Consider the following 12,565-nt stretch of genomic DNA (forward strand, 5'->3'; position numbering starts at 1 on the left):
AAGTCCGCTTTATGCTTTCCTTTTACATTTATTTTACAAATCCTAAAAACTTAAGATAAACAATATTTAACCAGCGCATCTCGCACACCATGCTCGTTGTTAGACCCCGTGACAGCATTCGCTGCCGCTTTGACCTCAACCGGAGAATTATCCATCGCAACGCCCATACCCGCGTATGTAAGCATAGAAATATCATTAAAATAATTACCGATCGAAAGAACTTCCTCTTGCGGAATTCCCAGCTTCACAGCCAGATTCTTTAAGGCGTTGCCCTTGGAGGCTTCCGGATGCATCAAATCAACGAAAAATTCACCACTGCGCAAAATATTGTACTCATGGGTCCAAGTACGCCATTCACGTTCAGCTTCGTCAAGGATTTCTGGTTGTGTAAATACAGTAAACTTAACAACCGGTTCACGGAAATCTTCCCATGCTGGCAGTGTAGCCGGCACGATACGGAAGTGTTCATACATATAATTGGCTTCTTTGGTCAGGTTTTCTACATTATCTACATACATATCAAAAGCCGTATTCACATCATAATGAATATCATGCTTTCTACAATAATCAATATAAGGGTCAAGGCCACGAGCATCCATACCGTATTGATGCAGCACTTCCCGATCTTTCACACGAACCGTTGCAGCTCCGTTATGACCTAGCACATAACCAGATAATCCCATTTCCTCCATGAAAGGAATCGAGTTCTGCGGACTGCGGCCGGTACATAACACGATTTGCCCGCCAAGACGCGTAACCTCAGCAATGGCTTCTTTATTCTCAGCGCTCAAGTGGTGATCATCATTCAACAGTGTACCATCTACATCTAGTGCAATCAGTTTGTATCTCATACTCCCACCATCCTTGTCTTTCTTTTTCTATATATATTGAACCTGGCTATTTGAGTTAAGTTTCAGTCGCAACTGCGGTGAATATTTGGACTTCCAGCCGCTGTTGTTTCCAGATTTCTTGATTTATACCGTTTAATAGTGGTTGAAATCCGGAAACAAAGGCGGTCGCTATCGCTCTTACAGTTCCAAATTTCCCCTCCGTCACTCCATTCCCTTATCCCAAGTTTCCAAATTCAATTTATATACCATTTTTTCTATATATTATTATTCTGGTGCTTCTGTACTTAAGAGTGCCAGTTCCTCTAGCGTAAGTTCACGACTAGCTCCCAGTGGCAGGCTTTCATCCAGCTTCAATTCTCCCATAGATACTCGTTTCAGAAAAGTGACTTTTTTGCCGACAGCTTGGAACATTCGCTTCACCTGGTGAAACTTTCCTTCTGTGATGATCAGCGAAATATGTGAGATTACTTTACTGCCGCGTTCTCTTCCCAATATAGTTAGCTGTGCAGGTAAAGTAACATATCCATCTTCCAGCTCGACACCTGCCGCAAAAGCCGCTACATCGTCTGCATCTACGTCTCCCTCAACTGTAGCTTCATACGTCTTAGGGACATGCTTGCGTGGCGATAGTAGCTCGTGAGCAAGCTTTCCATCATTGGTGAGCAGAAGCAGCCCTACTGTGTCCTTATCTAACCTTCCTACAGGAAAAGGTTCAAACTGTACATATTCCTGTTTTAAAAGATCCAGAACGGTCCGATCCCGCTTGTCCTCTGTTGCCGAGAGGACTCCCGGTGGCTTATTCATCATAAGATAAATAAATTCGCGATAGGTAACAAGCTCGCCGCCAACCACAATTTTATCGTGATAAGGGTCTACATGAAATCCACTATCCTTGACGACTGCACCATTCACGGTAATTAAACCTTGCTTGGCTTGTTTACGAATATCGCTGCGGGATCCTACCCCCATATGGGACAATACTTTATCTAAACGCTGCTTTTTTGCAGTTTTCCCTGATAGGCTCATTCTTACATCCACCTCCAGCCTGCGGGATATTCATTCTTGAGCACACCGTCCTGCCACTTCCCCCAGCCTGCACTATAACCATCTATGCAGACCAGTACGTATCCTTTTTGGGTAGTTCCTATTTTAATAGAGAGACGTTCTTGACTAATCAACAATGTCTCTCCTTTAAGATAGGAAATAGCTTCATTACTCGTACTGGAAAGTGAGACACTTCGGCAGCTCTCTTCAGGGTGTAACGCGGTAGCCATTGGATGTCCTGGGATAAATCTGCCGTTACGGACATGTCCTACATACCATCCTGGACGAATCACCTTTAATCCATTTAATCTTTCCTTAGGTAGTGGGGAGATGTACAGATGATCACCGAAGAAAATCGGATACCCTTTTGGCTCCCAGCCAAGCTGATCTTTTATAAAATCTCCATATGCAGCCAATGCTTGCTCTTCTCCTGAACCTTGACGGCCACGTTCAGCGCCAGCAGCAGATTTATTAGAGAACTTACCTTCTTTCCCTCGTCTGGCTTCTGGTTTGTTTGCGGATTTAATATGAGCAGTGCCTTTTTTATTCGTATTCCGTGTAACTGCGCTCAACTTAACTTCGGCTTGATCACGTTCCTCCGCAGATACCTTTGGCCCTACATGCTGCAGCACAGCCATGAAATGTCCTTCACCTTTTACTTTATGCGGCCATAGTCTTGCCGTCCCTGATAATTCTCCAAAACCTGGAGCAAACGAGCCAGTACCTCCAACTGTAATCACCGAAAACTGTGGATGTTCAGAAATAAACTCCGCTATAATTTCCTCATTTTCTTCTGTAGCAAATGTACAGGTGGAATAGACAAGTGTACCTCCCGGTGCCAACGCTGTTGCAGCAGAACGTAAAATATCCCGCTGCATGGCAGCATATTTGGCAGGTGTACCTGAATCCCACTGCTTCACCATGTCTTCGTCTTTACGGAACATCCCTTCACCTGAGCATGGAGCATCAATCAAGATTTTGTCAAAATAAAGCGGGAATGCCGCTGCAATATGATCTGGACTTTCGTTTAATACGATACCGTTGCGCACCCCATACAGCTCTAGATTTTTGGCTAAGGCTTTCGTGCGTTCTGGATGAAGATCATTGGTAACCAACAAGCCTTCTCCTGAGAGCTTGGCAGAAATCTGTGTGGATTTGCCCCCAGGTGCAGCGCATAAATCAAGGACACGATCTCCTGGCTGTACATCAAGCAGTTCCACAGGTGCCATAGCGCTTGGCTCTTGAATGTAATACAATCCCGCGTGATAATGTGGATGTTTACCTGGTCTGGCCCCATCCTCTGTATAGAATCCGGTTGGACACCACGGAATGGGTTCCAGCTCTAAAGTGGAAAGAGCTTTCAATTTCTCCACTGAAATTTTCAATGTATTAACACGAACGCCTCCGTTAGGGGTCTCCTTGTACGAATCCGCAAATTGATTATAATCCGTTCCCAGCAAGTCCATCATACGCTCGCTGAAAGAACTGGGCAGTTGTGCCGCCATGATGCCGTCCTCCTGATAGTACTGCTAAAATTTAGGTGTTTAAAGATTCAAGGAACACCCTTACGGGTGTCCCTTTGGCAATACTCATTTATAGAGGATCATTATTTACGATGAGAAGAGGTCGGTCTTTGAGGACCTCGTCGTTGAGGATTATTCGGTGTGATCACCATAGCCGCAGAGTTCACTTCGTCCGCCAGACCTTGATCAATGATTTCTATAGTCAGATCATAATAAGAAAATGGCTGCTGCTCACACGACTCCAAGCGGCGAACATAATCCTTCACTTCCACCACTAGCTTAGCCAAATTAATGCCAAGTGTCACTGCTGAATATTCTTCCAGCTTGGCAGCAGCCCCACTTAGCATAATCGTTGCACCACGCATATTATTATTGCGGCAATGGTACAACCCAACAGCTACTTGGAGAAGTGCTTTGTACAATGGGTCGCGTTGCTTGGCAAGCCATAGCTCTTCGAGCACCTCGTGACATTCGAAATAATCCCGGTCACGATTAAAGTACACTAGATAAGCCAAGTACAACGGATCATAAGCCATCCGGCAAACTATCCTTTTTAGCTGCGGAGAGAAGTCCCCGTACATGATCCAGAAGCTCCTTCATCGCTTCCATGTCCTGAGCCTGCCATATTTCGTTAAATCGAGCCTGAGTATCTATAGCCTCATTCACCAAATGATAAAAATACAATTGATGAATAGATTTGAGAATTTGAGTCGTCATATTCGAGTTTTCCTCGAAGGTCTTTTGCGCTTCCAGAATTTCATCACGAATACTGGACATTTCGCTGTCCAAGATGGAGGCTGCTTCAGCTGCAGTTTTCAAGCGCACTCGCATTTCATCCGGCAAGCTTTCCCGATATTTATAATTCAGAGAGTGCTCTATGGTTGCCCAGAAATTCATAGCTAGTGTACGAATCTGGATCTCTGCGAGCACTATTTTTTGTCCCAGAGCTGTCTGCACAGGATATTTAATAATCATATGAAAGCTGCGATAGCCGCTCTCTTTATAATTGGTGATGTAATCCTTCTCATACAGGACTTCAAGATCCTTACGAGCCCGGATATATTCGGCCACTCTGCGGATATCCTCCACGAACTGGCACATAATCCGGATCCCGGCTATATCTTCAATGCCTGTCTCCAGATCCTCCATCTTCACATTCAGGCGCTTAGCCTTCTCCAAAATGCTTGACAGCCGCTTTACACGACCAGTTACGAATTCAATCGGCGTGTATTCCTCTCTTTTCTTCAACTCCGAACGCATTGTTTTGAATTTAACTTTCAATTCTTCCACAGTCTGTTCATATGGAAGCAAAAAAGTTCCCCAGTCCCTGCCGTCCATCGCCTTCGTCCTCCTGTCCTTTCGACTCCTTCAATCAGTGATGATCAGCACCCACTGCTTCAGAGATATGACTGAATCCGTCCCGCCGTAAGAGCTGCCGTAATCCGGCATGCAGCCTGCGGTTAACTTCCGGTCCTTCGTAGATGAGTGCTGTATAAATTTCGACCAGACTTGCGCCTGCTCTTATCTTGTCATACGCATCCTGACTGGTGAATATGCCCCCTGAACCTATGATCGGCATCTTCCCTTCAGTCTGGCGATAAATCCTACGAATAATTTCCGTTGACCGGTCACGAAGTGGCTTACCGCTTAATCCACCTGTCTCATTAGCCTTTTCATGACTAAGTCCATCCCGGTTCAATGTAGTATTCGTAGCAATAATACCATCCATACCAGCTTCTGTCAGTGATTGAACCATATACTCCAATTCAGAATCACTTACATCTGGAGCAATCTTAACCAACAAGCTCTTATTCATGCCGGTGGCTTTACGCTGAATCTCCATTTCTTCCTTTACTTGTGCTAGCAGGAACGCTAATTCGCTGCCATGCTGGAGACTGCGCAGCCCCGGCGTATTTGGTGAGCTGATATTGACCACAAAAAAATCACCGTACGGATAAAGCGTACGGATACACTGACGATAATCTTCATGAGCCGCTTCATTACTAGTTATTTTATTCCGTCCAATATTTACTGCTATTGGAACTCTGCGATTTTTTAATTTTTTTAGACGCTCTGCCATAGCGTCAGCCCCTTCGTTATTGAAGCCCATACGATTGATCAGAGCTTCATCAGAGGGAAGACGGAACAAACGCGGGCTATCATTTCCCGGTTGACCCTTAGGGGTAACCGTCCCCACTTCCATAAATCCGAATCCGATCGAAGAGAATCCGGATACGGCCTCGGCATTCTTATCCAAGCCTGCTGCCAGTCCAACTGGAGTCGGAAAATGTATGCCAAACAGATCAACTGCTAAATCTGCCGTTTCAGGAACGCCATACATTAAACGCAATGCCGCGCTTCCCCCTGGAACTGATGATGATTTATCCAATCCACCTATGACGAGATGGTGAGCCTTCTCAGGGTCCAGCTTAAAGAAAATTGGTTTACCAAAATTACGATACAACACCGTTCTCGCTCCTTAAGGGGTACTTCACTAATCCACGTGTCTACCCGATTCTGTAGGTTTCTTCTTAATTTTAGCCTTTTCTTGAACAAAAGAAAAGCATTTTACCCTGTAAGTGTGCAGAGAGCTTAACCCAAAGTATAGTAATTTTCTTGTAAACGCATTACAATATAGGGGTAATCAGCGATTAAGAGAGAAAGAAGGTATGCTGGATGTCAACTAAACGTAAACCACCAACTTTGCAGCAAAAGAAAGAAGAAGTTAATCGTAAAGCGCTAATGTGGATCGGCGTAAGTTTAACTTTACTAATTCTTCTCATCATCGTTCTGTTTATAGTTGCCGGGAACTAATTCAGCCAGTGATATACTTTGTGGGGGTTGGTCTGATCATACGGAGCAGCAGGGTTGAAGCGTTTCGCCGGCAGCAGCTGCTTTTCAGGCAGAACCCCTTTACTGATCACCACTTTTGTTCCTTTTGGAATCATAGCGAATAGTTCTTCCACATCTTCTCGACTCATCCGAATACAGCCAAGGGATTCATCCTTGCCGACACTTTCTGGCTCATTGGTGCCATGAATAGCGTAATTACTATCTGAAAGTTGTAGTCCGCGGCTTCCGAACTCCCCATTATCATGACCGTTTGGATTGACCACTTTATCTGTAATGATGAAGTTGCCTTCTGGAGTCTTGTCTCCCCCAAGACCTACCTCATAATTCCGCAGAATAACAGAGCCGCTGACTACTGCCAAGCGGTGTTTTTGTTTATCCACAATCACTCTAAGCGGCTGGTCAAAAAAGGGAACGCCCTTTCCATTACTTCCACTCTCGCTTAACGCCGTCGGTATGCCCATTCCCGCCTCAACAATTGAGCTTGGAGGCTCCTCCGCAACTTCTGGTATCCCAAGTGCCTTAGCAGTTGCTACTTCCTTTAGAGAATTGAAATCACGCTTCATGACTGGTGTCGTCCCGCCAATCCAATTCTCCGGAAAAGGTCTAGTCAATTCCGCCAAGGAAACCGGAAGCTTGCCTTTATGATTCTGATAAGCCCTCATTGCACTCCATAATGTAGCTAGCTCCTCTTGATCCCCCTGCCACTCAGCTGCATCCTCCGCAACTTCCCCTTGCTCTGGCGGTTCGCATGCACATGCCGCTGAATCATAGGATTGGTATACCAACCGTCCATTCCCATTCTTCTGCAATGTGGAATTCAGCGGAAGCTTCTCTTTCCACAGCAGCCACTTCCCTTCCCGCTCCATGCCCAAAATAGCAGCTTGAAACGGTTCCTTGCGCATTAGCATAGTTGCCATCAGCTTCCCTGACGAAGCCGAAGCTCCACTCTCTTGCGCTGTATACATCATTTTTCGTGCCTCAAGAACGGGTTCCTTCTCAATATCTTTTTGATCAAGCGGATCTTTAACTTCAGAAGTAACCGTGTCTTGGACCGTATCCTGATCTCCCGCAATATCTAGACCCGGAGCCACAGCCGATGGCACCATAACCAGTAATAGAAGCATCAGCCCAAGCATAATGTAGCGGAATCTTTGCTGCCTTCGGTCCCGCTGGCGGCTTGCCTGAAGCAGCCCTTCCTCATATTCCCGCAGCGTTTCCGCAGGCACCTTACTATGCTCGAAAGCTTCATATACTTCTCCAGCCTGATTGAAGCAATAGTTAGCTTTCCCCTGTTGACCGTTCTTATAGTATTCCTTACCCAGCAAGTACCATGCCATCTTATTGTCTGGATGCATCTGTACATATGCTTTGAGGTGCTGAGAATTTTTCATCGGAACCTCCGAAATTTTATAATTCCTTCCTACATTAATATCGGTCAGACATCGCAAAAAAGACATCCCTAGCTGAACAAAAGTTCGCAGGAGATGTCTTTATGTTGTGCTGGAAGTTACAAAACCCCGGTTAATTATCCCTCTTTGTTAAAAGGCTCATCCGCAATTTTAATAGAATCGGTTGGGCATCCATCACAAGAATCCTGGAGATCATCAAACAAATCATCCGGAATCGCTGTGATGCCGTGGTTTCCGTCATTTTCATAAATAACTTCTGCCAAACCTTCATCATCGTAATCAAAAATATCAGGAGCCGTTGCGCCACATGCACCGCAAGCGATACAAGTGTCTTTTTCGACCCAAGTGTACTTAGCCATTTTATCTCTGCCTCCCGTTGAGCAATACAGCGCTGTTGTACCAGCGTCTTATTTTTCTCATATTAATATAAAAAGAATACAATTTCAATCGATTTTCAATACGTTTGCATTTCTGACGCATTCTACGACACCTATTTTGACATGTCATAGAATGTTCTTGTCACTCTTTATCAGACTCGACAGATAGAAGATTATCCTTTTGCAGTGAAGTGCCCCGTTCTTTATGATTGCGGAGCCTTGCAGAGTGAGAATCGCTTAACATCCCGGCAGTTAACACTGCATTTTCACCGAATTTATTACGCAGCATATCCATAGTCTTGTTAAGAGACTCTTTCTTAGGCTGACGTTCGTAATCGAACAAATCAAGCTGAATGGCGGAATCCTCTTTAGCAATCAAGCCCTGCAGGGTCACACCCAGCAACCGCACAGGCTTCTCCCCATTCCAATGACGAACATATAGATCGCAGACGGACTTGTAGATATCCTCCCCACTCTCCGAAGGAGCCTCTAGCTGACGCGAGCGGGTTATAGTCTTCATATCGGGCGTCCGAATAGTCAGCTGTACCCCTGAGGCAACAAGACCTTGCTTACGCAATCGCCGAGCTACCTGATCACTTAAATTCAGCAAAATCGGTCGTACCTCAGCAAGACCTACGACATCCCGCGGCAATGTTGTGGTGTGCCCAATCGACTTACTCTGCTCCCGCTCAGGGTTAACGATCCCATGATCAATACCGTTGCCGGCACGCTTTAGCCATGAGCCCATAACTCCGAAATTCTCAACCAGCATATTTTCATCAGCCGCTGCTAATTGACCAATACTGTAAATGCCCAGTTTGCGGAGCTTTTCTGCTGTTTTTCCACCAATGCCGAACATTTCATTACAGGGCTTGTCCCATAAAATCTTAGGCACATCCCGCAGCCGCAGCACCGAAATGCCGTTTGGCTTTTTTAAATCGGAAGCCATCTTCGCAAGCAGCTTATTGGGAGCGATCCCCACTGAGCATGGCAAGCCCAATTCTTCCATTATACGGCGCTGAATCGTCTCCGCTATTTCCATGGGTGTACCGAATTGTCTGGAGCCAGTTATATCAAGGTAACATTCATCGATGGACACTGCTTCCAGTAACGGAGTATAGCTATATGCAATCTGCATAAAAGCATTAGAATATTTGCGGTATAAATGGAAGTCCGGTTTAATAACGATAAGCGATGGACAAATACGAAGCGCCTTCTGAACTTGCATTCCCGTCGAAATCCCCATTCTGCGGGCGACGTAGGAACAAGTCACTATGATCCCTTTCCGCAATTCAACACTACCCGCAACCGCAGTAGCTTTGCCTCTATATTGGTCAGGGTCCTCTGCCTCATGCACAGAGCAGTAAAAAGCATTCATATCGACATGCAGGATAACCCTGCCGCTCGTTGGATAATACTGATCAACATTCTGCACAATATCTACCTTCTTATCCTCAGGTTTTCTATTGTCCAATTTAGAATAACTCTCCGCTGCGGTTAGGTCAACTTAAGAGGCTGTAAAGTTCTTTGTTACATTCCCGCGTAAAAATGCTATAATATATAAATTCATTTCCCTATAAGGAGGACTCTCATGTCTAAGTCCATCTCCATCTTCGATACTACATTACGCGACGGCACCCAAGGTGAAGGCATCAGTCTGTCGGCTGACGACAAACTGAAGATTGCCAAGAAACTCGATGATCTGGGTGTGCACTATATTGAAGGTGGCATCCCGGGAAGCAACAATAAAGACATTGAATTTTTCAAAAGAGTCAAGGAGCTTCATCTGAACGCCAAAATTACAGCGTTCGGCAGCACTCGGCGTAAGAATTCCTTGGCCGAAAACGATGACAATTTAAAACGTATGATTGACGCAGGGGTTCCTGCTGCTACACTCGTCGGAAAATCTTGGGATTTCCATGTACACACTGCATTACAGACTACGCTTGAGGAGAACCTCGCCATGATCGGCGACTCCATATCCTACTTGAAACGCCAAGGCCTTGAAGTGATTTTTGATGCCGAGCATTTCTTCGACGGATACAAGAATAATCCTGAATATGCAGCAGCTGTTCTGTCCAAAGCCCGGGAAGCCGGAGCAGATTGGCTTGTAATGTGCGATACCAACGGTGGAACCTTACCTTATGAAATTCATGAGATTGTTACCGCTCTAAATCAACAATTACCCGGAGCCAATCTCGGAATTCACACTCACAATGACTGTGAGTTAGCGGTTGCCAATGCACTTAGCGCCATCGGAGCTGGAGCACGGCAAGTACAAGGTACCATTAATGGTTACGGTGAACGGTGTGGCAACGCCAACCTATGTTCTATTATTCCTACACTACAGATCAAAATGGGTTATCACTGTATTCCAGGCGATTCATTATCACAGCTTACCAACACTGCCCGCTATATTAGTGAAGTGGCCAATGTTAATCTGCCGGTAAATCAGCCTTATGTCGGAAATGCATCTTTCGCCCACAAAGGTGGAATCCATGTCTCCGCCATCATGCGTGATTCACGGACCTATGAGCATATCGCTCCTGAGCTTGTCGGGAACAAGCAGCGTGTGCTGGTCTCCGAACTGGCTGGACAGAGCAATGTACTCTCCAAAGCGCAGGATATGGGTTTAAATCTGGATCCAAGCAGCGAGCAGGCTCGCCGGGTGATCGAGAAGATTAAAACGATGGAACATCAAGGTTATCAATTTGAAGGTGCCGATGCCTCACTGGAGCTACTCCTTCGGGAAGCTACCGGCGAGATGAATGAAACCTTTACCTTTGAATCCTTCAAGATGTTAGTTGAGAAAACCGCAGAACATCCAGTAGTATCTGAAGCGTTCGTTAAACTGAAAGTTGGCAGTGAGAATCTTTATACTGCTGCTGAAGGTAACGGTCCAGTCAACGCACTCGATAACGCGCTTCGTAAAGCATTACAGACCTATTTCCCACAATTAAAGGAAATGCATCTATCCGACTATAAAGTCCGTGTAATAGATGAACAGGATCAGACTGCAGCGAAGGTAAGGGTATTGATTGAATCCAAGAACTTCACAGACACCTGGAGTACGGTTGGTGTCTCCAGTAACGTAATTGAAGCCAGCTGGGAGGCACTTGTTGACAGTATGCGCTACGCGCTTCTCAATGAGCTCTCTTTGGAGAATGAGAAGACAACCAGCAATGAACCTAGAGGCCTGGTCAATCATTAATTGATCACTTATAGACTTTTGTAAGACAAAAAAAGAAGCTTCCCAAAAGTAGAATTCTACTTATAGGGCAGCTTCTTTTTTATTAAATAGGCTATATAACGGACTATTACTTTAGCGCATAGACTATGGGTGGTGGGCAGTGGGCGGTGTGCGGTGTGCGGTGTGCGGTGGGCGGTGGGCGGTGTGCGGTGTGCGGTGTGCAGTGGGCGTTGAGGGATGTACGGGATGCATGGGGTGCGAGTTCGGGTGCGGGATGTGGGGGATGCGAGTGCGGGTTCGTGGCGAGGTAGAGTAATTGGGGAAAAACTCCCTGAAAATAGCCGATATTTGCTATAAATAAACAGAAACAGGGAATTCCTCCCTAAAAATTAGGGTGATTTCATTATTTTTTACCAAAACAGCTAAATTAGAGGGATATTTTCCCTAATTATTCGTTGAATGACCCGAGATCTCAAATTTATGGGGAGAAATTCCCTAATTGTTCTAACGCGGCTTTCTTCGGGGTTCCAGCCATTTCTGCTCCACGGTATAGTGAAATTAATGCTTGTGGTCCACTAAAGCAAATCGCGTATGACCAAAAACGCAGATCAGCGATCCTCCAATAAGAAGAATCGCTGATCTTTAGACTTTTGCTGTTTGGAGAAAAAAGCAGATCTGTCTCTTATATGGACAGCCCGCTTCATGATTCGGTAAGCTTGATTATTTTCTTTTCCAACTCTTCAGGGCTAAGAATACCTAAAATAATCTCGGAGATCACTCCATTCTTATCAATGAGCACATTGGTGGGAAAAACAGCTCCATTATATTTGCTGTACACCTCATCTTTTACATCAAACATAACCGGAAACACAAGACCGTATTTCTTGATAAAACGTTCAGCATTGGGTTTATAATCCTGACTGCTCACATTAATACCGTAAATATCTAGAACATCCTTATACTTAGTGGCCATGGTATTAAGTTCAGGGGCTTCCTGCTGGCAGGGATCACACCATGAAGCCCAGAAATTAAGGATTACCGCTTTATCTCTGGGGCCATCAACAACATAGGTAGTCCCATCTGTTCCCTGAAGTGAAAACGAAGGTGCACGCAGTCCAGCCTTAGGTCCACTCTTCATCGGCAGCTCATTTTGCTGCGCAAGCACAGCTTCTGCTTTTGGCTCCCGATTATGCCACACCGCAAACACAGCAACACATACAACTATGAGCAACACTGTTATATTTAATTTGTTACTTGCTTTCATAGTCATCTGTTCCTTTACAATTGGAATAGTTTTCTACTATTGTACCCTCATTAG

General features: G+C 45.3%; 12 protein-coding genes. 2 read left to right on the forward strand and 10 right to left on the reverse strand.

Going from position 1 to position 12,565, the window contains the following annotated elements; all coding sequences use genetic code 11:
- Positions 1 to 50: 50 nt before the first annotated feature.
- The 6 genes from MKY63_RS30690 to MKY63_RS30715 form a co-directional block, all read right to left on the reverse strand.
- A complete protein-coding gene (locus MKY63_RS30690; RefSeq protein ID WP_076143293.1) occupies positions 51 to 851 on the reverse strand; it encodes a Cof-type HAD-IIB family hydrolase in 801 nt (266 codons plus the stop codon).
- A 264-nt stretch (positions 852 to 1,115) separates the two neighbouring features.
- Positions 1,116 to 1,877 carry a pseudouridine synthase gene (locus MKY63_RS30695; protein ID WP_076143295.1) on the reverse strand — a complete coding sequence of 254 codons (762 nt, stop codon included), beginning with the start codon at positions 1,875 to 1,877 and terminating at the stop codon, positions 1,116 to 1,118.
- A gap of 2 nt (positions 1,878 to 1,879) precedes the next feature.
- A complete protein-coding gene (locus MKY63_RS30700) occupies positions 1,880 to 3,400 on the reverse strand; it encodes an RsmB/NOP family class I SAM-dependent RNA methyltransferase (protein ID WP_076143297.1) in 1,521 nt (506 codons plus the stop codon).
- Positions 3,401 to 3,501: 101 nt separating this feature from the next.
- Positions 3,502 to 3,954 carry a DUF309 domain-containing protein gene (locus MKY63_RS30705; RefSeq protein ID WP_076143298.1) on the reverse strand — a complete coding sequence of 151 codons (453 nt, stop codon included), beginning with the start codon at positions 3,952 to 3,954 and terminating at the stop codon, positions 3,502 to 3,504.
- Complete coding sequence (locus tag MKY63_RS30710; protein ID WP_036689325.1) at positions 3,944 to 4,756, reverse strand: GTP pyrophosphokinase family protein; 813 nt, start codon at positions 4,754 to 4,756, stop codon at positions 3,944 to 3,946. The genes MKY63_RS30705 and MKY63_RS30710 overlap by 11 nt, the downstream gene beginning before the upstream one ends.
- Before the next feature lie 34 nt (positions 4,757 to 4,790).
- Positions 4,791 to 5,885, reverse strand: coding sequence for a quinone-dependent dihydroorotate dehydrogenase (locus MKY63_RS30715; protein WP_036689322.1), 1,095 nt, complete (start codon positions 5,883 to 5,885; stop codon positions 4,791 to 4,793).
- A gap of 209 nt (positions 5,886 to 6,094) precedes the next feature.
- Between MKY63_RS30715 and MKY63_RS30720 the strand changes: the two genes are divergently transcribed.
- Entirely contained in the window at positions 6,095 to 6,232 is a 138-nt protein-coding gene (locus MKY63_RS30720) for a hypothetical protein (protein WP_167348489.1), read from the forward strand.
- On the opposite strand, the gene MKY63_RS30725 is transcribed toward MKY63_RS30720, so the two are convergent.
- The 3 genes from MKY63_RS30725 to MKY63_RS30735 form a co-directional block, all read right to left on the reverse strand.
- The gene (locus MKY63_RS30725) at positions 6,229 to 7,662 is read right to left on the reverse strand and encodes a L,D-transpeptidase (RefSeq protein ID WP_339810984.1); all 1,434 of its coding nucleotides are present in this window, start codon (positions 7,660 to 7,662) and stop codon (positions 6,229 to 6,231) included. The genes MKY63_RS30720 and MKY63_RS30725 overlap by 4 nt on opposite strands.
- A 134-nt stretch (positions 7,663 to 7,796) precedes the next feature.
- Positions 7,797 to 8,039: a ferredoxin gene (locus MKY63_RS30730; RefSeq protein WP_036689316.1), complete on the reverse strand. Its 243-nt coding sequence runs from the start codon at positions 8,037 to 8,039 to the stop codon at positions 7,797 to 7,799.
- Between the two features lie 160 nt (positions 8,040 to 8,199).
- Positions 8,200 to 9,492 carry a DNA polymerase IV gene (locus MKY63_RS30735; protein ID WP_036689656.1) on the reverse strand — a complete coding sequence of 431 codons (1,293 nt, stop codon included), beginning with the start codon at positions 9,490 to 9,492 and terminating at the stop codon, positions 8,200 to 8,202.
- A gap of 156 nt (positions 9,493 to 9,648) precedes the next feature.
- Between MKY63_RS30735 and cimA the strand changes: the two genes are divergently transcribed.
- The gene (cimA, locus tag MKY63_RS30740; RefSeq protein WP_339810987.1) at positions 9,649 to 11,268 is read left to right on the forward strand and encodes a citramalate synthase; all 1,620 of its coding nucleotides are present in this window, start codon (positions 9,649 to 9,651) and stop codon (positions 11,266 to 11,268) included.
- A gap of 679 nt (positions 11,269 to 11,947) precedes the next feature.
- Here the strand turns inward: cimA and MKY63_RS30745 are convergent.
- A complete protein-coding gene (locus MKY63_RS30745) occupies positions 11,948 to 12,511 on the reverse strand; it encodes a TlpA disulfide reductase family protein (protein ID WP_076100887.1) in 564 nt (187 codons plus the stop codon).
- Between the last annotated feature and the right edge of the window lie 54 nt (positions 12,512 to 12,565).

The organism is Paenibacillus sp. FSL R7-0189 (assembly GCF_037969925.1).
GTDB lineage: Bacteria > Bacillota > Bacilli > Paenibacillales > Paenibacillaceae > Paenibacillus_AQ > Paenibacillus_AQ odorifer.

Excerpts from the sequence above, each read along its gene's own strand:
- MKY63_RS30690 (WP_076143293.1), bottom strand. The coding sequence starts at position 851 with ATGAGATACAAACTGATTGCACTAGATGTAGATGGTACACTGTTGAAT.
- MKY63_RS30695 (WP_076143295.1), bottom strand. The coding sequence starts at position 1,877 with ATGAGCCTATCAGGGAAAACTGCAAAAAAGCAGCGTTTAGATAAAGTA.
- MKY63_RS30700 (WP_076143297.1), bottom strand. The coding sequence starts at position 3,400 with ATGGCGGCACAACTGCCCAGTTCTTTCAGCGAGCGTATGATGGACTTG.
- MKY63_RS30705 (WP_076143298.1), bottom strand. The coding sequence starts at position 3,954 with ATGGCTTATGATCCGTTGTACTTGGCTTATCTAGTGTACTTTAATCGT.
- MKY63_RS30710 (WP_036689325.1), bottom strand. The coding sequence starts at position 4,756 with ATGGACGGCAGGGACTGGGGAACTTTTTTGCTTCCATATGAACAGACT.
- MKY63_RS30720 (WP_167348489.1), top strand. The coding sequence starts at position 6,095 with ATGTCAACTAAACGTAAACCACCAACTTTGCAGCAAAAGAAAGAAGAA.
- MKY63_RS30725 (WP_339810984.1), bottom strand. The coding sequence starts at position 7,662 with ATGAAAAATTCTCAGCACCTCAAAGCATATGTACAGATGCATCCAGAC.
- MKY63_RS30730 (WP_036689316.1), bottom strand. The coding sequence starts at position 8,039 with ATGGCTAAGTACACTTGGGTCGAAAAAGACACTTGTATCGCTTGCGGT.
- cimA (WP_339810987.1), top strand. The coding sequence starts at position 9,649 with ATGTCTAAGTCCATCTCCATCTTCGATACTACATTACGCGACGGCACC.
- MKY63_RS30745 (WP_076100887.1), bottom strand. The coding sequence starts at position 12,511 with ATGAAAGCAAGTAACAAATTAAATATAACAGTGTTGCTCATAGTTGTA.